General features: G+C 34.0%; 24 protein-coding genes. 18 read left to right on the forward strand and 6 right to left on the reverse strand.

What is annotated here, in order from left to right; genetic code table 11:
- Positions 1-11: 11 nt before the first annotated feature.
- Together ACFX4W_RS15285 and ACFX4W_RS15290 are read left to right on the forward strand one after the other, a co-directional pair.
- Positions 12-1,103, forward strand: a complete 1,092-nt coding sequence (locus tag ACFX4W_RS15285) for a spore germination protein (RefSeq protein WP_377560540.1) — start codon at positions 12-14, stop codon at positions 1,101-1,103.
- A complete protein-coding gene (locus tag ACFX4W_RS15290) occupies positions 1,100-2,311 on the forward strand; it encodes a Ger(x)C family spore germination protein (protein ID WP_377559737.1) in 1,212 nt (403 codons plus the stop codon). Before ACFX4W_RS15285 ends, ACFX4W_RS15290 begins: the two co-directional genes overlap by 4 nt.
- Positions 2,312-2,406: 95 nt before the next feature.
- Here the strand turns inward: ACFX4W_RS15290 and ACFX4W_RS15295 are convergent, their stop codons facing one another.
- The 4 genes from ACFX4W_RS15295 to ACFX4W_RS15310 all read right to left on the reverse strand — a co-directional run bounded on the left by ACFX4W_RS15295 (position 2,407) and on the right by ACFX4W_RS15310 (position 6,492).
- Positions 2,407-2,679 (reverse strand): HU family DNA-binding protein, encoded by a 273-nt coding sequence (locus ACFX4W_RS15295; protein WP_340448764.1) that lies wholly within the window; start codon positions 2,677-2,679, stop codon positions 2,407-2,409.
- 272 nt (positions 2,680-2,951) lie between these two features.
- Positions 2,952-4,298, reverse strand: coding sequence for a branched-chain amino acid transport system II carrier protein (gene brnQ / locus ACFX4W_RS15300; RefSeq protein WP_098525976.1), 1,347 nt, complete (start codon positions 4,296-4,298; stop codon positions 2,952-2,954).
- A gap of 282 nt (positions 4,299-4,580) precedes the next feature.
- Entirely contained in the window at positions 4,581-4,808 is a 228-nt protein-coding gene (locus ACFX4W_RS15305; RefSeq protein WP_043980840.1) for a hypothetical protein, read from the reverse strand.
- A gap of 49 nt (positions 4,809-4,857) precedes the next feature.
- Positions 4,858-6,492 (reverse strand): glutamate/serine transporter AimA, encoded by a 1,635-nt coding sequence (locus ACFX4W_RS15310; protein ID WP_043980838.1) that lies wholly within the window; start codon positions 6,490-6,492, stop codon positions 4,858-4,860.
- A 742-nt stretch (positions 6,493-7,234) separates the two neighbouring features.
- Here ACFX4W_RS15310 and ACFX4W_RS15315 point away from each other — a divergent pair.
- Positions 7,235-7,519 carry an AbrB/MazE/SpoVT family DNA-binding domain-containing protein gene (locus tag ACFX4W_RS15315; RefSeq protein ID WP_043980836.1) on the forward strand — a complete coding sequence of 95 codons (285 nt, stop codon included), beginning with the start codon at positions 7,235-7,237 and terminating at the stop codon, positions 7,517-7,519.
- Positions 7,520-7,827: 308 nt separating this feature from the next.
- On the opposite strand, the gene ACFX4W_RS15320 is transcribed toward ACFX4W_RS15315, so the two are convergent.
- Positions 7,828-9,009, reverse strand: a complete 1,182-nt coding sequence (locus ACFX4W_RS15320) for a YhgE/Pip domain-containing protein (protein ID WP_377559739.1) — start codon at positions 9,007-9,009, stop codon at positions 7,828-7,830.
- 189 nt (positions 9,010-9,198) lie between these two features.
- On the opposite strand from ACFX4W_RS15320, the gene ACFX4W_RS15325 reads away from it, so the two are divergent.
- The 15 genes from ACFX4W_RS15325 to ACFX4W_RS15395 all read left to right on the forward strand — a co-directional run bounded on the left by ACFX4W_RS15325 (position 9,199) and on the right by ACFX4W_RS15395 (position 25,089).
- Complete coding sequence (locus ACFX4W_RS15325; RefSeq protein WP_043980832.1) at positions 9,199-9,807, forward strand: TetR/AcrR family transcriptional regulator; 609 nt, start codon at positions 9,199-9,201, stop codon at positions 9,805-9,807.
- Positions 9,808-10,590: 783 nt separating this feature from the next.
- The gene (locus tag ACFX4W_RS15330) at positions 10,591-10,923 is read left to right on the forward strand and encodes a carboxymuconolactone decarboxylase family protein (protein ID WP_043980830.1); all 333 of its coding nucleotides are present in this window, start codon (positions 10,591-10,593) and stop codon (positions 10,921-10,923) included.
- A 48-nt stretch (positions 10,924-10,971) separates the two neighbouring features.
- On the forward strand, positions 10,972-12,741 hold the full coding sequence (locus ACFX4W_RS15335; RefSeq protein WP_377559741.1) for a fatty acyl-AMP ligase: 1,770 nt from the start codon (positions 10,972-10,974) through the stop codon (positions 12,739-12,741).
- Positions 12,742-12,822: 81 nt separating this feature from the next.
- The gene (locus ACFX4W_RS15340; protein WP_043980826.1) at positions 12,823-13,860 is read left to right on the forward strand and encodes a flavin-containing monooxygenase; all 1,038 of its coding nucleotides are present in this window, start codon (positions 12,823-12,825) and stop codon (positions 13,858-13,860) included.
- Positions 13,861-13,893: 33 nt separating this feature from the next.
- Positions 13,894-14,160: an acyl carrier protein gene (locus ACFX4W_RS15345; protein WP_043980824.1), complete on the forward strand. Its 267-nt coding sequence runs from the start codon at positions 13,894-13,896 to the stop codon at positions 14,158-14,160.
- Positions 14,157-15,326, forward strand: a complete 1,170-nt coding sequence (locus ACFX4W_RS15350) for a LuxE/PaaK family acyltransferase (RefSeq protein WP_043980822.1) — start codon at positions 14,157-14,159, stop codon at positions 15,324-15,326. The genes ACFX4W_RS15345 and ACFX4W_RS15350 overlap by 4 nt, the downstream gene beginning before the upstream one ends.
- A 1-nt stretch (position 15,327) precedes the next feature.
- On the forward strand, positions 15,328-15,732 hold the full coding sequence (locus ACFX4W_RS15355; RefSeq protein WP_098334625.1) for an iron-sulfur cluster assembly scaffold protein: 405 nt from the start codon (positions 15,328-15,330) through the stop codon (positions 15,730-15,732).
- A gap of 2 nt (positions 15,733-15,734) precedes the next feature.
- A complete protein-coding gene (locus tag ACFX4W_RS15360) occupies positions 15,735-16,904 on the forward strand; it encodes a cysteine desulfurase family protein (protein WP_043980817.1) in 1,170 nt (389 codons plus the stop codon).
- 44 nt (positions 16,905-16,948) lie between these two features.
- On the forward strand, positions 16,949-17,419 hold the full coding sequence (locus ACFX4W_RS15365; RefSeq protein ID WP_043980815.1) for a DinB family protein: 471 nt from the start codon (positions 16,949-16,951) through the stop codon (positions 17,417-17,419).
- A 153-nt stretch (positions 17,420-17,572) separates the two neighbouring features.
- The gene (locus tag ACFX4W_RS15370) at positions 17,573-17,902 is read left to right on the forward strand and encodes a nucleoside triphosphate pyrophosphohydrolase (protein WP_043980813.1); all 330 of its coding nucleotides are present in this window, start codon (positions 17,573-17,575) and stop codon (positions 17,900-17,902) included.
- Between the two features lie 467 nt (positions 17,903-18,369).
- Positions 18,370-19,203, forward strand: a complete 834-nt coding sequence (locus ACFX4W_RS15375; protein ID WP_043980811.1) for a hypothetical protein — start codon at positions 18,370-18,372, stop codon at positions 19,201-19,203.
- Positions 19,204-19,912: 709 nt separating this feature from the next.
- Complete coding sequence (locus ACFX4W_RS15380; RefSeq protein ID WP_043977677.1) at positions 19,913-20,920, forward strand: LacI family DNA-binding transcriptional regulator; 1,008 nt, start codon at positions 19,913-19,915, stop codon at positions 20,918-20,920.
- A gap of 780 nt (positions 20,921-21,700) precedes the next feature.
- Entirely contained in the window at positions 21,701-22,720 is a 1,020-nt protein-coding gene (locus ACFX4W_RS15385) for a Gfo/Idh/MocA family oxidoreductase (protein ID WP_043977679.1), read from the forward strand.
- A 130-nt stretch (positions 22,721-22,850) separates the two neighbouring features.
- Entirely contained in the window at positions 22,851-23,693 is an 843-nt protein-coding gene (locus ACFX4W_RS15390) for a sugar phosphate isomerase/epimerase family protein (RefSeq protein ID WP_052500288.1), read from the forward strand.
- A 52-nt stretch (positions 23,694-23,745) separates the two neighbouring features.
- Positions 23,746-25,089 (forward strand): sugar porter family MFS transporter, encoded by a 1,344-nt coding sequence (locus ACFX4W_RS15395; protein ID WP_043977680.1) that lies wholly within the window; start codon positions 23,746-23,748, stop codon positions 25,087-25,089.
- 242 nt (positions 25,090-25,331) lie between these two features.
- On the opposite strand, the gene ACFX4W_RS15400 is transcribed toward ACFX4W_RS15395, so the two are convergent.
- A complete protein-coding gene (locus ACFX4W_RS15400; RefSeq protein ID WP_043977682.1) occupies positions 25,332-25,754 on the reverse strand; it encodes a MaoC family dehydratase in 423 nt (140 codons plus the stop codon).
- Positions 25,755-25,948 lie beyond the last annotated feature (194 nt).

Consider the following 25,948-nt stretch of genomic DNA (forward strand, 5'->3'; position numbering starts at 1 on the left):
GAAGAGGAAAAATGATTCTTAGTCCAAAAGACACAATAACAACTCCTCAAACAGCTGTTATTGTCATCAATTTTACCCTTGGCACGGGAATTCTCACCCTACCCAGAACATCTGTTGAGAAGGTACACACACCAGATGTATGGCTAACGGTTATTTTAGGTGGGCTAATCGCGATGATGGCAGGGATAATCATGGTAAAGCTAAGTCTACAGTTTCCTGAAAAAACCGTTTATCAATACAGTCAAGAAATTGTAGGAAAATGGGTCGGCAATTTACTTAGTTTACTTATTGTCGGCTATTTTCTAACAACTTCTGGATTTCAAATTCGTTCATTAACAGAAGTAACAAAGTATTTATTGTTAGAAGGGACTCCGACCTGGGCTATTGTCATGCCATTTATGTGGGTGGGACTCTATTTAATCGTGGGAGGAATCAATCCGATTACTCGTCTATTTGAAATTATATTACCTATTACGGTTGTCATTTTTTTGATGGTTACCTTTATGAGCTTTAAAATATTTGAACTGGATAATTTACGCCCGGTTCTTGGGGAGGGAATTATCCCTATTCTCAAAGGGATAAAGACAACGAGTCTGGCATATACTGGACCAGAAATTATGCTACTACTTGTGGCGTTTATGAAAGAGCCGAGTAAAGCAGTAAAAGCTACTTTAAGTGGAATTTTTATGGCCTTAATTTTTTATATGATAACCGTTGTAATGGTCTTGGGAGCGTTATCAGTTGATGGAGTAGTTACGAGAACATGGCCAACACTTGATTTGATACGAAGTTTTGAATTAACCGGTTTAATCTTTGAACGGTTTGATTCCTTGTTACTGGTGGTATGGATGATGCAAATGTTTACTATCTTTACTATGGCTCATTATGCTGCTGCTCTGGGGCTGGCTCAACTTTTCAAAAAGAGCATCCATCCATTTATATATGGTGTAATTCCAATTATTTATTTAATTTCTATGACTCCCAAAAATATTAATGACGTATTTAAGCTTGGGGATATGGTGGGTACTCTTGCATTATTTTTATTTGGCTTCCTTCCATTGCCTCTTCTTATTGTCGCAAAATGGAGGGGAGGAAAACAATGAATTTAAGTCGAAACAATATACGCTTTCTCTCAGTTTCGCTCCTTGTCCTTTCGCTCTTTCTTCTGACAGGCTGCTGGAGTAGTCATGAAATTGAAGAGCAAAGTTTTGGGGTAGGGGTGGCATATGATAAAGATAAGGAGTCTATGGTTGAAAAAGAATTTGATGAACAAGCAGAGGGATATCCAAAAAAGAATCTGATTACGTCAACCTACCAACTGATCACCCCACAAGTAGCAAGTTCAACAACTAAACAAGGAGGACCTCAGCAAAAATCTTACATGAATGTGTCTGAAACAGGAGATTCTGCTTTTCAAATAGTTCGTGAATTATCCTTAAGAAGTGATGCTCCTTTAACCAGTCCCCATATGAAAGTGATGGTTATTGGTGAGGCCATTGCGCGATCATATAGTTTGGAACAATTAGTGGATCAAAATCTTCGTGACAATGATTTTAGACCAAGTTGTCTTGTACTTATTAGTAAAGGGAAAGCCAGCGACACACTCGAATCGAAAACAGGAGGAGAAATCCCAGCTTTACGTCTGGCTGGAATGATAGACAATACCTATCGAACAACGAGAATTTTACCTCCTATGTCTCTTATTAAATTAGAGAGTAAAATCCAATCAGGGTCTAGTTTTTTATTGCAAAATGTATTGTCAGCAAATGGAGAAATCAAATTTGCTGGTGCTGGGATAATTAAAGGGAAAACACATAAAATGATTGGTTTTTTGAATGAAGAAGAACTAGATGGTCTGACTTGGATCACAGGAAAAGGGAAAGGAGGTCTAGTGAAAAGCTTTGATAAAAAGACCGGTCAGCTGATCGTGTATGAAATAGAGTCTATGAAAAGTCATATAAAACCCCATGTGAAAGGAAATAACATCTCCTTCGATGTACACATTAAATCAGAGGGAAGGCTATCTGAGAATTGGGTGGTCTCAGGAAATCCTTTAAAAAATCAATTTTTACAGAAGGCACAAAAAACTTCAGAAAAAGAAGTAAAGCATTTGATAAGGAACGTAACAAAAAAAATACAAAAAGAATATGAGGTTGATGTTGCGGGTTTCGGAAATCAATTGAGAATTAAGCATCCTAGGGTATGGATAAGAGTCAAAGACAATTGGGATCAAACATTTAGTGAAGTTCCCATTAACTATGATGTAAAATTAACGATTAAAGATTATGGAACATCAGGATCAAAAAAGTAAACCTCCAAGTTTAATTTTGCTTGTTTTAATCTCAAAAATGAAAGAAAGCTCAAAGGAATAACCTTTAGGCTTTCTAAAAAATATTTATCATATACTTATTTAACGGCTTCTTTTAATTCTTTTCCCGGTTTAAAAGCCGGAGCCTTTGAGGTCGGAATTGTCATTTCTTCACCTGTTTGAGGATTACGGCCTGTACGCTCTGCTCGTTCACGTACTTCAAATGTACCAAATCCAACTAATTGAATTTTTTCTTCTTTGGCAAGCGTATTAGAAATCGTTTCAAACAATGCATCTACAGCTTTTTTAGTATCTTGTTTCGTTAGTTCTGATTTTGTTGCAACTGCATCGATTAATTCAGCTTTTTTCATATGTAAATACCTCATTTCTTACTGCATATATAGTATGTATATGTAGAACATATCACAGTCTTTATAAAATGTTCAAATATAAGCACTCATTTGAGGATTTAAAAAGTTATCTAATAAACTAGATGCTGAGATTTGCTTTAAGACAAAATGAACCCCATTCAAGACAGAAGAAACTCGTCAAAAAGGGAGCTTTGCTCAATAAGAACAAAGCTTCCTTTTTGACGAGTTTCTCCTATTTTCAAATGGATGTAACCTTTGCATCAGAATATTTATTATTTATTCAGTCTAGATGACCTGTAATTAAGAAGGGTTTTTCCTTGTACTATGCTAAAACCTATTAATCCTCCAATAATAGCTGGAACAATCCAACCTAGTCCTACTTTGTACATAGGGAGAACTCTAATAAAGAAACTATTAATAGATGAAATGTGAATACCGCCCGTATTTAATCCATCAAATAGACTAATAATAAATGTCAAAAGTAAGCTCCCTTGATAAACTTCAGTTTTTCCTTTAAATAAAGGATGAAAAAAAGTTAAGAATATCAATACAATAGCTAATGGATAAATAGCTGTTAATAGAGGTATAGAAATAGCAATTAACTGTGTTAACCCGATGTTAGCAACTATTGCACTAAAACCACATAGACTAATAGCAAGTATTTTATAAGGTATCTTTGGAAATAGTTTATGAAAGAATGAAGAACAAGAAGCAACAAGTCCTACACTAGTTGTTAAACAAGCTACCGTAATCATTAATCCTAATAATATTCCACCGTAAGCTCCAAAATAATAATTCGAGACTTTTACCAAAACAGTACCTCCGTTATCTAAGTGTCCAAGTTTTTCTACACTTGAAGCACCCATGTAAGAAAGAGCCGTATAAATGGTTATTAGGATAATGGCAGCAATTCCTGTTGCTTTTGCACAAATAGTCATAATGTGTTTTTTTGTTTTTGCGCCTTTTTCCTTAATAGCATTAATAATTATAATTCCAAAAACAAAAGCTGCAAGAGCATCCATTGTTAAATAACCTTCCTGAAATCCCTTGAAAAATGAGTGAATTTTATAGTTCTTCGTAGGTGCCTGAAAATCCCCAATCGGATTAATAAAAGCCATCGCTACAAGAATTCCAATAAATGTTAACTTAATAGGCGTTAGGAATTTTCCGATAATATTGATAGTTTTAACAGGGTTTAGTGAGAAAAAGCATGTGATGCTAAAAAAGATGATGGTGAAAATAAATAAAGGTATATGGTCTAGATCTTCCGCCAAAAAAGGTTTGACGCCTATCTCAAAAGAAACGGTTCCTGCTCTTGGTATGGAAAATAAAGGACCAATCGCTAAATAAAGTACGGTTGTAAATATAAGAGCAAACACAGGGTGTACGCGACTTGCTAGTGACTGTACATCATCTTTCCCTGAAAAACCAAATGCTAACACACCAAGTAACGGTAACCCAACTCCGGTTACTAAAAATCCGGCATTAGCTGACCAAATATTTATTCCTGCTGATTGACCAAGCATTGGTGGGAAAATTAAATTTCCTGCCCCGAAGAATAGAGCAAATAACATTAAACCAATTACTACTATAAATGAAAATGGCACTTTATCCGACATATAAAACCTCCATAAAATAACAACTTTCACTATTTTTATATAAATGAAACAAAAGGCCGAAAGAATGTACAGGGTTTTTTAGAGAACTTTTCGGCCTTTTTCTGTTTTGGCTTCTCGTGGCATTACGATAAATAGGAATTCGACTTTCCCTATAGCTCTCGAACATATGAGAAAAGAGAAAAAGATGCCCTAGGCATCTAATAAAACAAGTAAAATATCTCAATAACATCGTTAAAATAAGCTCTTGCTATTATAAGTAAATTCCTTTTTTTACGAGTTTTCCTATTCTAAATTATGCCCATGAGATAGGATGGACTTAAATCTTAAAATCTTTACATTTTGAATGAACACTCTTTCTTTTGTAGATATATCTAGTTTAGCTAACCTTACAATTTCATCTGGATTATTGATGGATTGGATGACTATAGAATTATTGATTATTTTATTGTTTTTTAATATAGAATAGTCTACCGTAAAGATCTTTAACTTTCCTACCTTATTTTTTACCATAACAACTATCTCCACATACTTATAAAATACTGGTACTAGAAATCAATTTTTATACAACTTTTTCTTTATCTAATTGAGATTCTATTGTTCTCTCCCTTAATCTCATTTCTTCATTTACTTTGGTGGCTTCCTTGAGGTATTCTGTCTTAAATCCACTCTTTACAGCCCAAACATAAAAAACAAGAGACAAACATGTAATGATCAGCATGTCCCAACCGTATGGAATAACATTTATTCCACCAAATTTTTCACTTCCTAAATATGAAATAACTATCATACATAATAAGTAAGTAACCATCCAAAGTCCTGCTAGGAAGTTCTTTTGAAATCCCTTCCATTTCAACTTTGCTTGATAATAAAAGTATATAGGAAGACCCATTATAATAATGAATAACACCTGTCCTGTAAGTGGCCATCTCGCCCAGTACAGAGTTAATGACGCAAATATAAAACCCAGTGGTGCAATAATACTTAATCCTTTTAGACGTAATGGTCTATAGAATTCTTTCCCCGTTCTTCTTAACGTCATAGCTGTAACAGGCCCTGTAATATAAGAGATTAATGTCGCAACTGAAATAATTTCAGCTAATACACCCCAACCTCTAAAGAGAAATAAAAAAATGAATGATACTGCTAAATTGAAAAACATTGCTTGACGTGGCACACCATAAATAGGATGCAATTTCCCTAAAACACCAGGTAAATATTTATTCTTTTCCATACCGTATATCATACGAGATGTAGTAGCCGTATAGGTGATTCCCGTTCCAGAAGGAGAAACAAATGCATCAGCGTACAATACAATCACAAGCCAGTTAATACCTAAAGCAATAGCCAAATCAGCAAATGGAGAGTTGAAATTAAGGTGACTCCATCCATGAACAACCATAGAAGGAGAAACTGCCCCAATAAATGCCACCTGTAATAAGATATAAATAACGGTAGCAATTAGAATCGATCCTACTACAGCTAATGGAATAGAACGCCCAGGATTCTTTGCTTCTCCAGCCATATTAATAGGGCTTTGAAAACCATTAAATGCAAATACAATACCGGACGTTGCTACCGCCGTCAGTACGCTTGCCCAACCATTTGGCGCGATGCCTTCTCCAGACGTAAAATTTCCACTATGAAAACCGGCAAATAGAAGTGATCCAATTGTTAAGCCAGGAATCACTATCTTAAAGATTGTGATGAGTGAATTTGCTTTGGAAAAGAGACTTACTGTCCAATAATTTAGTAAGAAATAAATAAGTAATAAAGCAGAAGCAATGCCTAATCCAGGTAAAGTAAGCGTGCCATTTTTCACTAAACTACTTGTCCACTTTGCCCATTCCCAGGGCCAAGAACTCATGTATTGTACAGATGCAACAGCTTCAACTGGGATAACAGATACAATAGCAATCCAGTTTGCCCAAGCAGCAATAAATCCAAGAAATGATCCATGAGAATATTGTGTATATTTAACCATACCTCCTGCTTCTGGAAACATAGATCCAAGCTCACTGTAAGAAAGTCCAATAAATAAAATAACAATCATACCGATAATCCAGGAAATAATAGCAGCAGGTCCAGCAATTTGAGCTGCTCTCCATGCCCCGAATAACCAACCTGAACCAATGATTGAACCTAGTCCAACCATTGTTAAAGAAAAAGTTCCCATCCTGCGATGTAAATGATTCATTTTTTAACCTCTCTCATATAAGTTGTAGTAATTATAGAAAGACTATTACATCCTCCAAAATCCCTTTCTTTATAAGGGAAGGATTATAGTAGATATTGTAGTCTGCTTAGCTTCAAAAGGAGTGGATACATCAGCGTAATTCGAAGAGATAGTGATACTCCTTTAAGTCATTAATAAGGATACAATGAGAGCAACTTTTTTTCTGTAGTTAGTTTATAAATATCTTCACTCCATTGAAGTGGAACTAAGAAAAGATAAACTAGTATTAAACGCTTTCATTTTTCTCCAGCGACATCGTATCTTTAATTTATACTAGGAACTATATAATCATACAGAAAACGACAAAAATTAAAAATTTTCTAAATTATTTTTTGTGAATGATTCGATAAGAAAGAAGTGCTTATTCTCCATTATTTAGATATAGAAACATTTAATGTTATCATATATGGATTTAAATATTTTTTACATATAAATAATTTAATGGATATTATTGGTTTTTTATGTAGATTTTTGTTTAATTCTGTAGTTTGTATCATAAAATGAGGCTTAATAAATCTTTGTTATTAGTTTAAATTCATATATTACTTTTATTAAAAGAAAAAGATAATAAGTAATATAATACATTTTCGAGATGGGAATTACTCCAGCAAAAAATTCTCTTATGGAGATAATTTTTCACCAAAATACAATTAATTAATAACCATTATTAAATTGAAAGATAATTTAAATTAGGAGTGAGAAAATGAAGAAAATAGGGCTGATTAAGGGTCTAGGCAAATTTGGACGTGTCACATTCCCTAGTGAACTACGACGAACCTTAGGGATAAAAGGCAGTGAGAGTTATGTGGAAATGTTTATAGAAAATGAAACAATAATTATCGAAAAATGTGGTGAAAGTAAACCCTGTGCTATCACTGGTAAGGTAAGTGATAAAAATAAAGTGTATCTAGGTAATATCGTGCTAAGCTCAGAAGGAGAAAAGATTTTATTACAACAATTAATTGATATGAAAAAACAGATTGAATGACCATTCTTTCATTTTCACCTTTTAGGAGCTACATTCCTTTCAAAATATTTGGGTCGGCTCTTACGTTGCAATGCGACTTACTACTGTATTATATTCACACATTAATATGCTAAGGTTTCATATGTAGACTTATATAAAAGTGGTTATAAAAAACCAACACCAACTCCTGAAGTTTAAGATCAAGTATAGGCTTATAGCTCACATGTAATTAAAGATATCAAAAGATTAATTAAAACAAATAGGACCTTGAGAGGAGTAAGTTATATATCTTGCTCTTCTCAAGGTCTTTTTTTATTAATAAATAAAAATTACTTTTCTACAGCCACCCTTGGTTTTTCTTTACTTGTTGTTTTGAGTATAGAAAGTGACATGATTATAAATGAAGCCACACCTATCATTCCTAGAACAAATAAATAGCTTTCGATAGCATGCCCTGCAAAGTAGAAGATGTTACGTAGACCTTCTACACTATATTTAAAGGGAACCCATGAATAAAACCAATCTTGAGTTACTGTAGGTAGAAACTCTGGAGGTAAATTTAATACCGGAATTGAGAAGAGAAAAAGTAAGATAAATAGTGGAACCCCTACTAATCCTAACCAATTTAAAATAGCGTTTTGAAGTAAATAAAACATAAATGCAGTAAAAAGTAAAAATAAGAATGTTGCCTGGAAGTCAGATATATTAACGTTTAATACATTATCAGTAAATAAAAGGACTGTAGAAGCAATGGCTGTTGCAAATAGTAGTCCTGCAACTAATTGAGCTAAAACAGATCGGGTACTTATACGGCCATTTGTAACCTTCTTCATAATAACAAAATGAATAACAGAACTAATAATGACCGCGATCCATATTATCTGTGTAAATAAAACAGGAGCATTCCCATTGGCTGTGTGATCTCCAACTTCGTTAATGGTTTCATTCTTCACAAGTAAAGGGCTGCTCAAAAGTTTTGCTTGCGAAGGAGTAATAGTAGCTTTTTTAGCTTCTAACTGGGTAAAAACTGTATCCTGAATTTGACCATTTATTTTAGAAAGCGATTGATCGATAACCTGTTTTGTTGTATTAGCAGCCGTGTAATGCATTCCTTGATTAATAATTACCTCTATCTCTGCCTTTTGTGGTGAAGGGGATTGAAGTGACATAATTTGTTGAGACATGCTCTCTGGAATGACAATAGTCGCATAGTATTTCTTTTCATTCATTGCACTGATAGCGTCTTCTCTTGTGTCAATCACTGACCACTTAAAGGGAATATCTTTATTATCTAGTAACGCTTCTCTATATTCCTCACCAGCACTTAGTTTTGTCTTATTAGGCAGTTCAGCACCTTTATCATTTACCACCAATGCAACAGGCAAGTCCTTCGGAGTGGGATTAACAATTGATCCTATGAAAGCAATACTGAAAATCATAACGACAATGATAATTCCTAGTAAGCTCCCCCAAAATCTTTTTTGTGAAAAAAAACTCTTAAATACGCACACGTAATCTCCCTCCTGAACATCTTGTTTTCATCGACAGAGCGTTGCATAAGAAACGCCCTGTTATATACAATGTAATTATATTCCTTATTCTCACATACTCAATAATCAATATTGCGCTATTTGTTATATATACAACACATGAGTCCTAAGTGTTAATTAAAAATGAAATCATAGACAGGTGATGAAAAAATGTTAAAGAAAACAGATTTGCGTGTTATTCGAACACGAAAAATGATTAAAGAATCGTTTATTGATTTAATTCAAGAGAAAGGCTATGAATCTATTACCATTAGGGATATTGCAGACAATGCATTAATTAACAGGGCTACCTTTTATCTTCACTATGTAGATAAGCAAGATTTGGTGGATAAATTAATTGACGAAGTTTTTGAGGAACTAACAGATATTATTAACCCTTGTATATACATTCAAAAGAAAAGGGTGAAAATATCAGAGTTTCAATCAATGATTGAAGCTATATTCACAAATATTTTCCACCATGCTACTTTTTATCAAATTATGTTAAGTGAAAAAGGGGTACATGGATTTAATGGCAAAATGCAAGGGGTTATTCTAGAGAAATTCAGAAAAGAATTCGCCACAATAAATTTACAAGAACAAAAATTTTCAACTCCTCCAGAATTATTAATACATTTCATTTCTTCAGCATTGATTGGTACTGTAGAATGGTGGGTTAATAATGATTTAGTCTACTCTCCTAAACATATGGCAGTGCAGTTAGTTAGCTTAATTACAATTGGTCCATTACAGTCTTCAGGTTTTGAAATTGAGGCATAAGATAAAATTTAACTTGTAAAGAGTTCCAAACTTACTTCAATAAGCAATTTTAAAAACATTAGCATCACCTAGGCTTTTATAAAAAATGGGATTATATCTAGGATAACTTCTAGAAGAGATCTTGAATGCAGATAGATATAATCCCTCACACTATCATTCTCATCTTTTAACTTCATTTCCAAATGTAAATTTCATTTTTAAAATTTTTTTTTGTAACATTCTTTTTTGGTGAAAATGGTAGCGTTATCATATGTTTTAACATTCAAAAAAGCATTTGAGTGTTATAGAGACATATTATACATAGTGAATTTCTCACTTTTAAATAAAGATTCATCTGCCCTAAAAAAACATCTAAACTTTCTTATATCTTATAGTCCACTTATTTTTTTAAAACTTCCCAAAAATACCTCCTGAAATAAGTCTTGCTTTGATTTTATTAATATAATTTTAAGCATAATAATGTACTTATCTTAGTGAATGAATAGCCTTTAGTTTACCTCCTAAAAGTCTTGTAAAATAGTTATTAAATTATTCTTAAATTTCAAATAAAGTAATTGACAACCCAAAATATTGTTTGTAGAATCCATTTGTAGCTGATTTTTTTACAAATAGAGGTAATTATAGGTTAATTTTCTTCTATTTCGACTTAGTGAAATTTTACCATTGTGAAAAAGGGGTGGGAAAATCGTCCGACGATTAAATAAGTTTTTATTATTTTAAAGTAGTTTGTTTTATTCTTCATGATAGTTACTTATATTTGAACAATGAGGGGAGAAATAAAAGATGTCAGACGATACTTTATATAAAAAATCATATTTAAATAGATTAGGTGAATTAAAGGAAAGATCGCCAAAGGTTGCAGCAAAATTTATGCAGTTTGAACATGAAGTCTTTAATACGGGTACGATTCCTCCTAAAACAAAAGAGTTGATTGCTATTGCCGTGGCTCATACAACAGGATGTCCATATTGCATTGAAGCTCATGTAGCTAAGTATAAAAAACTAGGTGGAACTATGGATGAGATTTTAGAAGCAGTGACTGTAGCAGCTGCACTTAAAGCTGGTGCTGCAATTAGTCATAGCGTAAACGCCATCAATGCCTTTGAAAGAGAGTAGAATTTTTGATTTTGTGATTTTAGAACACTAAAAAGAGGTGTAGACCGCATGGAAAAGTTGATAGACAATCCTACTATTCCAAAAAGTAATTATTCTTCAATGATAGACTTGTTATCACATAAAGTGATGATACATCCTGAAAAAGTAGTCTACACATTTTTATCTAATGATAACCAAGATGAAACTAATATTACCTATCAAGAACTTCATATGTATGCTAAGCAAATCGCTGCTTACCTACAACATTTAGGTTTAGAAGGACAACGAGCTCTTTTAATGTATCCATCGGGGATAGACTATGTTAAAGCCTTTCTAGGATGTATCTATGCGAATGTAATACCCGTACCTGTGTACCCTCCCGGGTTAAGTCGAAATATGGAACGTTTAAAAGCAATTATGGATGATTCAGCTACTAATATCATCTTGACAACTACTCAACTGCATTCAAAAATAAGTTTTCATTTCTCAGATGAACTATCAAATATGAATCTAAAGTGGATTCCGATTGACGATATATCTTATGATTATCGGGATCAGTGGTCACAACCAAAGGTAGATAAAGAATCTTTAGCTTTTTTACAATATACTTCAGGATCTACATCTTCTCCTAAAGGAGTGATGGTCACTCATGGTAATATTTTGCACAATGAAGCCATGATCAAAGCAGCTTGTCAGCATAACGAGGATACAGTCATGCTCGGATGGCTACCAATGTATCATGATATGGGGTTAATAGGTAACATTCTACAACCACTATATCTTGGGGCTAAATGTGTATTTATGTCTCCAATGGATTTTTTACAAAAACCTTTTCGATGGCTAAGTGCTATTTCAAAGTACAAAGCAACTATTAGTGGTGGACCCAATTTTGCTTATGACTTATGTCTAAAAAAGATTACAGATGAACAAAAGGTGCAGCTTGATTTGAGTAGTTGGGAAGTTGCTTTTAATGGGGCTGAACCCGTGCGGTATGAAACTATTCAAAAGTTTGCCCAGGCTTTTAAAGATTGTGGTTTTAAACTAAATCAATTTTTTCCGTGCTACGGTATGGCTGAGGCAACTTTATTTATAACAGGTAATGAAAAATTAACAAAGCCTGTCTCCAAAGGCTTTTGCAAAGAAAGTCTTTTAGAAAATAAAGCTATAGAGCGACCTATAAATTCTGAAGATTCAGTAAAATTAATTGGTTGTGGTATGACTTGGCTTAATCAAAAAGTAGAAATTGTTAATACTGATTCCTTATCCAAGTGTGCATCAAATGAAATAGGTGAAATTTGGGTTAAAGGAGACAGTATAGCAAAAGGATATTTTGGACGGAAACAAGAAACAAATTATGCGTTTAATAATATAGTAAAAGACACAAATGAAAATGGCTTTTTAAGAACTGGGGATTTAGGATTTTTTCATGAAGGCCAGCTTTTTGTAACAGGTAGACTAAAAGATTTCATTGTATTAAGAGGGAAAAACCATTACCCACAAGATATTGAATTAACTGTGGAAAAAGCAGATCAAGCTATTATTTCAGGAGCCAGTGCTGCGTTCTCTGTTGATATTAATGGGGAAGAAAAGTTGATTATAGTTGCCGAAATTGAACGTAAATATAGGCTTAGACCACACAAAGAAAGAGAATTAAAAGGTTATTTAGACAGTGTTTTAAGGAACATCCGTCAACAAGTAATGGAGGAACATGAAGTTCAGCCATACACTATTTACCTTTTAAAGACTAGCAGTATACCAAAAACATCTAGTGGGAAAATCCAAAGAAGTGCTTGTAAAAACGCGTATTTAAATAATGGTTTAGAGGTGTGGCATAATTAAATTCGTTCTTTTCCCTCTTTTCCTAATAAACTCATCCTACTATGCATAATGTACTTACTATTGTTGAAGGAGGGATGTTAAATGGGAAATTCATATAACACAATTGTAATCGGTGCCGGGCAAGCAGGACTAGCTATTGGCTATTATTTAAAACAAAAATCTCTTTCATTTTTAATTATAGACTCTAATAGTAGAGTTGGGGACTCTTGGCGTCATCGTTACGATTCTTTAACCTTGTTTACACCTAGATCTCATAGCGCCCTACCGGGAATGAATGTAGAAGGGCCACCACATGGTTACCCTAACAAAGATGAGATTGCGGATTATTTAGAAAACTACAGTCGTTATTATGATCTTCCAGTCCAACTGAATACATCAGTTATTAATCTATTTAAAGAAAATAAGAAGTTTCACCTCGTTACCAGTAAAGGAAATTATGTAGCAAAAAATATAGTAGTTGCAACTGGTCCCTTTCAAAAACCCTTTGTACCAGATATTGAGAAAGATGTCTCAAAAGACATTTTCCAGATTCATGCAGCTCATTATAAAAATCCAACTCAATTAAAGGAAGGAACGACTTTAGTAGTGGGTGCCGGTAATTCAGGGGTACAGATTGCAACGGAGTTAGCCGAAAGCAGAGAAGTTTATCTATCTGTAGGTAAACAAATGAAATTCCTACCCTATACCTTACTGAATAGGAGTATTTTTTGGTGGTTCCAAGTGCTTGGAGTATCAAAAGCAACTATCCATTCAAAATTGGGGCAGTTTATGAAAAAAAATGATCCAATTATAGGAAAAGAGTTAAAACCACTGCTAAGTAGAGGAGCTGTTAACAAGGTTTCAAAAGTTTCAAAGGCAGACGGTAAGAGTTTAATTTGTCAAAATGGCGAGAAGGTCCAACCAGAGAATATCATCTGGGCCACTGGTTACCACAATGATTACGAATGGATTGAAGTCCTTAATATAATTGATAAAAACAATAATGTGATTCATGATCGAGGCATAACAAAAGAAAAGGGTCTTTACTTTCTAGGGTTATCATGGCAATACCGAAGAGGTTCCGCCTTATTATTAGGGGTTGGAGAAGACGCCAAGTTCTTGGCAAATCATATAACTTAATTGATATGAAAAGTTTTAGTGGGGGTTCTAACTATGGAAAACGATAAGATTTTTACGATGATAAGAGGGTCTATTTTAGTTTTTTCACCTTTAAAAGAAACGGATATTAAAATAGATAGCAATTTGTCCGGAGATTTATCACTGGATTCAACTGATCGCCTAGAACTTGTTTTAGATTTAGAGCAAAAGTTAGATATTAGCATTCCAACTGAGGACTATGGCTGGTGCAAAACGATTGAGGACGTTGTGTTGTTAGTAAAACAAATACAAGCTCAGAACACTAAGGAGGCTATTAAATGAACTTATCTACTCAGTTAAAAGAACTAGGATTATCCCCATTAAATACATTAGTCGGCAGTGCTCATAACCTTTATAAAATGCCTTTTGATACAGTAAATGAATATAAAGGTAGCGTTATCGCAGATAACTTTAACTACCATTATGAAAACAACCAATTTTATCGTGATTTATGTAAGAAGAAAAACATTAGCCATCAGGATATAAAGGATTTTAATGATTTAGCAAAAATCCCTTTAATTCCAGTTCAAACATTTAAACAATGCGATTCTCACCTTCTTATGACATCGAAATTAAACGAAGTTGAATTCGAAATGAGAAGTACAGGGACAAGTGGTATTCCTAGTGTATCTCGTCGTGATCGTTTAACGATGGACAGTGCATTTGATAGTGTTGTAACTACCTATAGAGAGTTCTTTAAGTTCTCCAGAGGGATGGGATTATTCCTTTTCCCACCAACTGAAGAAATGCCTGAAATGGGAATGGTAAAAGCACTGAATGTTTTTGCTGGTTTATTAGATGGTAGCGTTAATTTAGTAAAGAAAATAACATTCAACCCCGAAAAAGCTGTAGAAGCCTTACAAAGTTGGGATGGAAAGCATACTAGACATATAGTAGGCCCTCCATTTTTAGTATATAGATTAATTAAATATTGTATGGATCGCAATATTAAACTTAATTTAGAAAAGAATAGCTTTATTATTACGCTTGGAGGGTGGAAAAAGTTCACTGGTGAAGAAATTCCACGAGCAGAATTTAATGAGCTTTGTCATGAATACTTAGGCGTTCAATCATACAATGTAAGGGATATGTATGGATTAGTAGAAGCTAATATGCTTGCAGTAGAATGCCATAAACAAGAAAAACATATTCCACCATGGGTCCACGTTTCTATGCGTAACCCACACAATGTCTTAGAAGAAGTTGAATATGGAGAAAGAGGCATTATTGCTATTTATGACCCAACTTCTATTTCTTATCCAGGCTTCATTCTGACAGAAGATGTTGGCTATTTAAGAAAAGATACATCTTGTGAATGTGGTCGTAATGGACAGACGTTAGTATATATTTCAAGGATGCCAGGCGTAGAAGTAGGTTGTTGTGCAATTAACCTTGAAAAGTTTATCGAAGAAAAAGAAAAAGGCATGGCTGTCAAAGGAGGAATTTAAAATGTTCAATGATATAATCTGTGACCATTTTATGAATCCTAGGAATATTGGTGAACTTACAGATGCGGACTATGTGATCGAAATCAGTAATCCTATTTGTGGTGATACAGTACACATGTATTTAAGGTTAAACCAAGAGGTTATCTCCGATGTAGCTTATAGAGCTTATGGATGCTCTACGTCTATTGCTACAGCAAGTATTGTTTCAGAAAAAATAGTTAGTATGTCTAAAGCTGAAATTTCGTCTATTATACGCGATGATGTTGTTGAATGGTTAGGTGAGTTAGAACCTTCACAGCTTCATTGTGTTGATATCGCTTTAAATATTTTAAATCAGTGCGCAAATCCAACAAAAAAGAAATTTGAACAGAAAGAATTTCTGGTTGAAGGGGAAGGTGCATTTTAATAATGCATACACCTATTTATTTTGACTATAATGCCACTACTCCTATTGATCCAAGAGTACTAGAAGGTATGTTACCGTATCTTCAAAATCATTTTGGAAATCCGTCGAGTACTTATTCTATAGGGTATCGCGCTAAAGAGGCCATTAAAATAGCACGTAAAGATATAGCTAATCTTATTGGTGTGAAGGATAGTAATATATTTTTTACAAGTGGTGGATCTGAGGCAAATTCCACTATATTAAAGGGCATAGCAGCTAAAAATTCAAAGAGGAAGCATATTATTACAAGTGCAATTGAACATCCAGCTATCTTAAAAACTTGTGATTACTTAAGAAAGCATCATGGATTTCAAATTACCACAATACCTGTTAATGCGGCTGGTATTGTGGATCTTAATGATATCGAAAGAGCTATAACTAGCCAAACCGTTCTTGTTGCAGTCATGATGGTAAATAATGAAATTGGGTCTATACAGCCTATAAAAGAAATAGGTAACCTGTGTAAAAAGCACAATATTCATTTCCATTGCGATGCAGTGCAGGCAGTTGGGAAAATAACAGTTAATTTAAAGGAACTTCCAATTGATAGTTTATCCATGTCAGCACATAAAATTTATGGACCTAAGGGAGTAGGGTGTTTATATTTACGTGAAGAGGTGAATATTCCTCCTCTTATCCTTGGAGGATCTCAAGAATTTGGTATGCGTTCTGGAACAGAAAATGTAGCAGGTATTGTCGGTTTTGGGATTGCTGCAAAAATAGTTCAAGAAGATCTATACTTGAATTTCACAAAGACAGAGTACCTACGTGACTTATTCTTAACTAATCTCCAAGCAGAAATCGAGGATTGTTTAATAAACGGAGACATACATGCTAATGTTCCCTCCACAATAAACATTCAATTTTCTGGGATTAGAGGGGAATCCTTAGCCAGTATGTTAAATGAATTGGGAATTTGTGTATCTATTGCTTCCGCATGTAGCTCTACGTCATCAAAACTTTCACATGTATTAAAAGCAATTGGAAAGACAGATGACGAGATTAGAAGCTCAATTCGTATAAGTATAGGAGCACTAACCACTGAAGATGAAATAAATCAGCTAGTTAGACATTTAAAACATTCTGTTGTTAGATTACGTTCTTTCTCACCTAAATATCAAATACCTGTATAGGAATATTAAAGTGAAAAATAATGATTGGAAGGTAGTGAGATTACATGAATGAATTAGTATTTAAGCAGTTTAAAGTGGCAAAGGATTACTTTATAAGAAATGTAGAATCTATTTCTAAAGAAGTAGCGAGTGTTCAGCCAAATGGTTTTAACAATACAATTCATTGGCATGTTGGTCATGTATTAACATTCACTGAGCAATTAATGTTTGGCTTTCCAGAAAAAACGACTTACCTTCCAGCAAACTATATCGAATTGTTTAGTAATGGTACAAAACCAGCTGATTGGAAGTATGAGGTGCCTAGCTTAGACGAATTGATTATTCAGCTCAAGGATCAGTCCATTCGTCTTCAGCAAATTCCAAATGAACAATTAAAGAAAACACTTCAAAAACCATTTATGGGTTTTGATACTTATGAACAATTAGCAGGTTTGGCTGTATTACATGAATCCAATCATTTAGGCCACATTCAAGCAATGAAACGTGTTGTTGAATATGAAAATGCAAAAAATTAATCAATGTAGATACAGATGAAAATACCTTCTAACAGTTTATATTAATAAGTTCTAAACAAAAACAAGCATTTGTTTTCAAAGGCTTGTTTTTTGTTTAGATAGTTCTGCTACGTCTGTATAGTAAACACTCTAATTATAAAGGAGATAAGATATATGACCATTTATAATAAACTAATTAGAGACCGCATACCCGAAATTATTCAAGAATTCGAAGGCGAGTGTGTGGTTGAAGTTTTAACAGAACAGGATTATTTAATAGAACTTCAAAGGAAAAGTCAGGAAGAATTAAATGAGTATTTAGCAGCTTCTAACTCAAATGAGGCTATAGAAGAACTTGCAGATTTATTAGAAGTAATCTATGGATTAACAAAGTGTCATGGATTTTCCATCGAAGATTTGGAGAGAGTTAGACGACATAAAGCTGATAAAAGAGAAGTCTTTGATAAAAAATTATTTCTAGTGGAAGTTCGCAAGAAGGAGTAAATTTAATCTCATTAACGTTGTGAAACAATATCAAATATACCGTCGGTAGAAGTATAGTTTATAATCATTTTACATACCTTTCTAGTTATGTAATTGTATCTAATTCACTAATATTATCTAAAAAACCTATTTAATTGATTATATTTCCATATTTAACAGTCGACATTTATTGGATAAAATAATTTTTGACAAACCCTATAAGCATTATCTGGTATTTATATTTTGGGATTTTTTATGAAAGGTTACTTAAAAGGCATGCGTATTAATACGCATGCCTTTTAAGATTTCTTATTTTTATTAAACACAATTTATTATAAGTAAGTTTACGTAATTACTTATCGATTTTTACTTAATTCTGTGTTTGGGTATAGAGGCTATCCTTGTATAGATAGGTCTGCACAGTTTCTCCACATCTATTTGATATAAATGGTGGGCAGCAGTACTTATTACAATGAAAGGGTGTATATATGAAAAAGTTACTATTTGTCGCGGTATCTCTCTTAACTATGATTTCTTTGGTAGCATGTAATAAGGATTCTGAATATAAGCAGATGAAACACGACATGGCAAACATGGACCATAACGATTCTTCAAAAGAAAAACAACAAGTTGCCGTACAAACCGATTGGAAGTTTGAACATTATCCTCAGGCTAATACAACCAATCAGTTAACAATCACAATCAAAGATAATAAAGGGAAGCCTATTTCCGAATTTGAGGTAAATCACGAAAAGAAAATGCATCTGATTGTTGCAACCAAAGACTTGTCAAAATATCAACACATCCATCCTACTTATAAGGGAAAAGGTGTGTTTACAGTACCTGTTACGTTTACTCAGGGAGGATCATTTAAATTAATTGCTGACTTTGTACCGAAAGGACAATCGGATACAGTTCAAATGCATACGGTTTCTGTTAAGGGAAATACATCAGCCCCTGTTAGCCTTATACCTGATAAGAAATTATTAAAAACTGTTAATGGAAATCAAGTGTCTCTTAAAATAGATAGCCAGCTAAAAGCGAATCAGGAAACTATGCTAAATTTTCATTTTGAAGACGCTAAAACCAAACAGCCTATTCAGGATTTACAACCATACCTTGGAGCTGTAGGACACGTTGTCATTCTAAATCAAGACGCAACAAAATATCTGCACGTACACCCAATGGATGAAAGGATAAAAGGATCTAAAGCTATGTTCCATACCACATTTCCTTCACCTGGCATCTATAAAATTTGGGGAGAGTTTCAGCGTAGTAACAAAGTCTTTATAGTTCCATTCATAGTGGAAGTTAGTAAATAACTAAAAAAGAATCTGTCTCTGTGAGTCATTCGTCAATCATTCTTTCTGTATAAACTACTTCAGGTAAATTAGATCATCCAAAATGCACTTATATTACAATAAGGAACTACTGTTGGGGGACAGTAGTTCCTTCTGTTTTTAGACTGTATAACCTATACTTGTTCAGTTCACATAATGTAGCTTCTAGGAATAAATTAAAGCCAATCCAAAAAGGATTGGCTTTAAGCATTAAGATATGTAATCGCACATATCACAATAAAAAATATTGAAAAAATCCTAATTAAACTAACTTTACGTTTCAAATTAGGAACAATTGATTCCATAATGAAAAATAGTCCCATAAACGATACTATAAAAGCAAAATTTGAAATTTCACTGGGATAGTTCAGTAAACCGATAACCAATGCAAGCAAGGTCGTAGCTATTCTGTATGGTAGCGTCTTAAACAAGAATATCCCTCCAGTAATTTCCTTATAATTACATTTTACTACATTATAAAAAGAGAAAAATTAATGAATATGATATACGTCGCTAGTTTACATGAACACTCTTATATTTATTAGGTTTGTATCAAATATGAATAACTATAATACCTAAAGATAAAAAAAGATTGTTGCAAGTAATAAACTTAATTTGGTAATCATTTCGCCTATAATTAAAATAAGTTAAAATAAATGTATGATGCGTTAAGAGAAAAGAGGGAAAGGGAATGAAACCAACCATATATGATGTAGCAAAGGAAGCTGGAGTATCCATTTCAACCGTTTCTAAAGTATTAAATAATACAGGGAGTATTGCAGAGAAAACCAGAAAAAAGGTTAGGGATACCATGCACCAATTAGACTATCAACCTAGTGTGGTAGCTTCCGTCAAAAAGCGTATTCAAACTATTGGACTTTTGATACCTAATATTGCAAATCCTTTCATGGCAGAGATAGCAAGGGGTGTTGAAAATCATGTTAAGAAGTTCGGCTTTAGTTTAATGATTTGTAGTACGGACAATGATTTAAAAAATGAAATCGAATACATTTCTATATTAAAACAAAAGTACATAGATGGTATTATAATTGCTACCGGATTAAAAGAGGATAAAGCCATTAAAGAGCTCCTTAAGGCTGAAATTCCAGTCGCATTACTTTCGAGAGATGTATCTTCGCTTGCTGTCGATGCTGTATTAGTGGATGATTTTCTGGGAGGCTATGAGGCTACAGAATACTTGATAAGCTTAGGTCATAAAAGAATTGCAATGATTACTGAAGACATTAAGTTTCCGACTATAGGAGCAAGATTTGAGGGATATAAGCAAGCCCTTGAGAGAGCAGGATTGCCATATGATGAAAATTTAGTATCTCTCAATAATACTTCACTTGATGAAGGAAAACAGTCTACACGTGAACTTCTACATTTGTCTGTTCCTCCAACAGCTATTTTTGCCTCAACCGAATTTCTTGCGATTGGAGCAATACAGGGTGCGCGTGAACTTAAGATAAAAGTTCCGCAAGATCTATCAATTATTGGGTTTGACGACACTGTACTATCGACAATTTGTGATCCTCCTTTAACTACAATAGCTCAACCTATTCATGAAATGAGTAAGAAAGTTGTTGAACTATTAATACAGGAGATTGAAGATTCAAAGGAGACCAAGCAAAGAATCGTTTTATCTCCAAAATTAGTAGTTCGTGCATCTACTTCTCATAATAAAACGAATACATGAATGTAGATAAAAAAATGAAACCTTTTAGTAATTAATACCGTCATTGAAGTTAGATACTTATGTGTTGAATAATGAATTTTCAGGAGTGAAAAAGCTACGCAGCTTGTTTTAAAGCTATGTGGCTTTTTTTGCTATCTTTTTCACAGTGAAAAATCAATAATCCTAAATTACAAGAACTTTACACAATATCTATAGCTAATTTAGCTTATTTAAAACAGCCTCTTGTTTCATTATCGCAACTAACAACGTATTAATCTATTCACTATATGCCTTTCTTTATGCTTATCTAAATTCTTTCATTTACATAGGTAAGATATTGCTGTTTTTTCTATGTGATAAAGTCCACCTTATATCTGAAATATAGTTATCTATGGGCAATCTATTTAGAGCTTCCCATTAACTTTATCAATTTATTATGATAATTCTTAGTGATTTCAAGAAAACCGAAAAAGGAAAGAACTTTCCTTAATTATAAGATGTCTAAATTTATTTTACTAACACTTACAAGAAAATTAGAATTAATTTACCATTTTTATAATACTTAAAAAGGCTATATAATCTAAAAACTCAGGCAGAATAGACAATCGTACATATTGTTTAAATTTTTAAAAAATTATTGACAATAAAAAAACTAGAGGATAAACTCAATATTAAGGAAAGAGCTTTCCTTAATTGTTAGCTTAGTAAGTTTTAAAAGGTTTGATTAACCCAGAAATGAAAGCGTTATAAAAAAAGCTACAAGAGGAAGTTAACTTTATTTAATCTAGAGGGGGAAAAAAGATGAAAGAAATTAGAATTGGTCTGGTTGGTGCAGGACGTATGGGAAGTTTTCATGGAAGAACAGTTGCTCGTAAAATATATGGAGCAAAGCTTAACGCAATCGCTGATCCGGTTTCAGGATCTGCTGAAAGACTTGCCAAAGAACTGGGAGTATCAAAGGCATATACAGATCCAAAGGAAATGTTCCAAGATCCAGATATTGACGCAGTAGTTATTGCAGCTCCTGCCCGTTCACATGCAGATCTCGTTGTTGCTGCTGCTAATGCTGGGAAAGCAGTTTTCTGTGAAAAACCAATGGCGATTACCTTAGAAGAAGCAGATAAAGCCATATTAGCAGCTCAGAATGCAAACGTTCCCTTACAAGTCGGATTTAATCGTCGTTTCGCTTCAGATTTTAGAGCTGCTTATAACAATATTGTGAAAGGTAGAATCGGAATTCCACAGTTATTAAGGTCTTTGACGCGTGATCCAGGTTTGGGGGATCCGACCCCAATTCCAGAATGGACAATATTCTTAGAAACGCTCATCCATGATTTTGATACATTACTCTATTTAAATCCAGGTGCAGAACCAATTGAAGTTTATGCAGTAGCCGATGCACTTGTACGTCCAGACTTTAAAGATAAAGGTCTCCTTGATACTGCAGTTGTTAACATCCGTTTTGATAACGGAGCAATCGCAACAGCTGAAGCAAATTTCCAAGCAGTTTATGGATATGATGTTCGTGGTGAAGTATTTGGTTCAGCTGGTATGGTAATAGCCGGAGGTGTTCAACAAACAAACATGATTCGCTACACTTCAGAAGGAATAAGTAGGGATACATATCGAAGAGACACTGAGTTGTTGCACGATGCTTACGTGGCAGAACTCACTTCTTTTGTAGAATGTGTGCGTAATGGAAGTACTCCATATGTAACAGGTAACGATGCTCGCAGAGCTCTTTCTATTGCACTTGCTTGTATTGAATCTGTTAAAACAAATGCACCAGTCAAAATTAAGGAAAGTGTACAGTTGATCTAATTAAACTATCTTCACTATAAAAGCATTATTTTATTCGACCTAAAAAGAAAGCGATATCATTAATGGCTAGGTTCTTCTTTTTAGGTTTAACTTTCTAAAATAAATTAAATGTATAAAAAGGAGAATAAAGATGAAATTTTCAATTTGTAGTTGGACGTTTGGAGATATTCCTTTAGAAAATACAATGGAGTTTGTGGCAAAAACCGGATATGACGCAATAGAAATTAGAGCTGCAGTAGACGATTATAAATGGCGCGATATTAAACAATTAGCGAAAAACTTAAATTTAGAAATAAGTGGTTTGACAGGCGATACTGGTTGGCCGAACGAAGAACAAGATTTAGCCAATCGAAGCGAAGATAACCGAAAAAAAGCAGTCTCATACTTTGAAAGGCAAATCGAAGCTGTTAAAGAGGTAGGAGCAGAATATTTAGTGGTTTGTCCCTCTGCTGTTGGAAAGACGGCCCCGATGGGCGCGGAGGGAGAGGACTGGAAATGGGCTATTGACTCTGTACAAAAGTTAACAAAAAGAGCAGAGGAATTAGATATTACTCTTGTAATAGAGCCTTTAAACAGATATGAGAGTTGCATTGTTAATACAGGAGCCGATGCTACAAAATTTGTGAAAGAAGTTAATCATCCTAAAGTGAAAATGTTGTTGGATTCCTACCATATGAACATTGAAGAGCGAGATCTTGAATTTCCTTTTTTAGACGCACAGGATAACCTGCACATTCTTCATGTAGCTGATAGTAATCGAAGAAGTATGGGGCGTGGACTCATCGACTTTAAGCCATTTATCTCTGGAATACAGAAGATAAACTTCAGTGGGTATGTTGTGGTAGAAGCAACAGCTCCCGGTCCAAATCCTTTTCAAGCGAATAAAGGAGCCAACATGAATAAGATTTACACGTTCGCTGAAGAAAGTTTATCGTTCTTACAAAATAACTTCATACCTGTAAAACAACTCTAAATAGTATTTCTTTGCTAAAAAAGATTCAACTAAAGGGGCGGATGGGTGGACCATGAATAAACAAAAAATGTATAGGTGGGTAATTTATTGTTTTGGTGCTTTAGGTGGGCTTTTATTTGGTTACGATACAGGGGTTATTTCAGGTGCTCTTCTTTTTATAAAGAAAGACATGGGACTAACACCTTTTCTTGAAGGGTTAGTGGTAAGTGGCGTTTTAATTGGGGCCCTTATAGGCGCAGCTTTTAGTGGACCTGTAGCTGATAAATATGGAAGAAAGAAAACAATCATTATACTAGGTGTACTCTTTACGATTGGCGCAATTGGAACAGCTATTTCTCCTAATGTACATACTTTAATTGCGTTTCGTATTGAACTAGGAATAGCAGTTGGAGGAGCTTCAGGTATTGTTCCTCTATACTTAGCTGAAATGGCTCCAGCAAATATTCGCGGTAAGGTCTCTTCATTAAACACAATTATGAATGCTCTTGGCATTTTTATGGCCTACCTTGTAAATTACATGTTTGCGACTTCAGAAAATTGGCATTGGATGCTAGGATTAGCTGTTATTCCCTCTGTTTTACTGATGCTAGGGATGTTCTTTATGCCGGAAAGTCCAAGGTGGCTGTGGCAGAATGTAGGTGAAGATGAAGCACGTAGGGTGTTATCTCTAACAAGATATTCGCACCAAGTAGAAGAAGAAATCAGAAGTATTATGCAGGTAAAGGCTGAAAAAAAGGTAAACTTAAAGCTGCTCTTTGCACCTGGCTTACGCTCTGTTTTATTTATTGGGATCGGCATTGCTGTATTTCAACAGATTATTGGAACCAATACAATTATCTACTATACACCAACAATACTAAGTACAGCTGGATTCGGTTCTACAGCAGCAATTGCTGGAACAATAGGTATTGGAGTTTTTAATATTTTGTTTACGATTCTTGGAATGCTCCTTATTGATAAAATTGGCCGTAAAAAGCTATTGTTAATTGGAAACATTGGTATGACAGTTGCGTTGGGTACGCTTGGAGTTGGAATGGTGTGGGTTGAAGTGCCAGTGTGGTTGTTACTTACTTGCCTTTCCTTGTTTATTGTTGCATATTCAGCAAGTTGGGGTATGGTCGTATGGGTCATTCTTGGTGAAATTTTCCCTATGAATGTGCGTGGCGTAGCAATGGGTGTAGCAAGTACAGCTTTATGGCTTTCAAATATCGTCATCTCGATGTCATTTCCTGTACTTGTAGAAGCTGTTGGAGTAGGCGTCCTTTTCTTAACATATGCAGTTATTGGGGTTTTTGCTTTCCTCTTTGTTATGAAATATGTTCCTGAGACGAAAGGTCGAACGTTAGAAGAAATTGAACTAGAAATAGCATTTAAAAATAAACAGGCTGTTAGCTAATACAGGTTGACTTTCTACCAAAAACAATTTCAAAAATTAATAAGAGAATTTAAATTTTGAGTAAAAATAAGTCACTCCTTTTTATAAGATGTGACTTATTTTGCATTTATAAATTCCAGAATGATAACTGATCGTGGAGAGAATACACCATTCTACAAATCAAGTTGTTTTTGAGTGCAAAATACTTATAACAAGATGATCCAGAAAAGTAATTGGAGACTTTCACCAATTTAAATGAGAATTTATTTGTTTATTAGTACGGACAACTCACCTTCAAATACTTTTTGCTCTCTATTATAAGTAGATAATAAGACAGTAAGGATTCCTGTTTCCCTTTTTCTCGTTTCTTTATCAATGACTTTGACAATAGTATGCAATTCATCTCCTGGATAAACGGGTTTTATAAATTTGATATTATTCATCTCTGTTCCAGCAATAACATCTTCCTCATACATACCTTGTTCAATCCAAAGCTTAAATGAAAGCGCCATTGTATGTATTCCAGAAGCAATTATTCCATTAAATCTACCTTGTTTCGCTTTTTCTTCATCTAAATGCATATATTGAGGGTCAAATTCCTTTGCAAATCTTATTATATCTTCTTTTGTTAATTTAAAGGACTTGGTTTCAAATACTTGTCCAATTGTAAACTCGTCTAGCTTCATTAATGCACCTCTTGTTTAAAAATTAATTGTTGTACCTGTCAATATTAGTGTAGTATTACTTCCTTAGCAAGTTAAAAGAAAGATGAGCGCTTTAAGTATTCTATTTATTACAGTAGTTTTTTCTGATTTTAGGGTATGTATCATCTAATACAAAATTAGTTAAGTCGGGTAGGGAGGCACTCTCACGAGCGCCC

The organism is Priestia sp. YIM B13489 (assembly GCF_042787645.1).
Taxonomy (GTDB): domain Bacteria; phylum Bacillota; class Bacilli; order Bacillales; family Bacillaceae_H; genus Priestia; species Priestia megaterium.